The organism is Actinocorallia sp. A-T 12471, assembly GCF_033875155.1.
GTDB lineage: Bacteria > Actinomycetota > Actinomycetes > Streptosporangiales > Streptosporangiaceae > Actinocorallia.
The window spans coordinates 1-376 of sequence record NZ_JAWZTE010000032.1 but is presented as its reverse complement, the minus strand read 5'-3'; the positions used below and the strand labels follow the sequence as shown (position 1 = coordinate 376).

General features: G+C 54.3%; 1 rRNA gene. It reads left to right on the top strand.

Features of this window, described 5'->3' with window-relative positions:
* Window positions 1-49 precede the first annotated feature (49 nt).
* A 23S ribosomal RNA gene (locus R9X44_RS35585) occupies window positions 50-376 on the top strand; the annotation flags it as partial.

Genomic DNA, 376 nt, shown 5'->3' with positions numbered 1-376 from the left:
AGAGTTTTTCAGTTCACATTTATGTCTTGGTTTTGGGCCATTGTGTGTGGTTCAAGTTTTTAAGGGCATACGGTGGATGTCTTGGCATCAGGAGCCGATGAAGGACGTGGGAGCCTGCGATATGCCTCGGGGAGTCGGCAACCAGACTTTGATCCGGGGATTTCCGAATGGGGAAACCTGGCGCTCTTCATGGAGCGTCGCCGCCTGCTGAATGCATAGGCAGGTTGGTGGGAACGCGGGGAAGTGAAACATCTCAGTACCCGCAGGAAGAGAAAACAATTGTGATTCCGTGAGTAGTGGTGAGCGAAAGCGGAAGAGCCTAAACCGATCGTGTGTGATAGCCGGCGGGCGTTGCACGGTCGGGGTTGTGGGACCA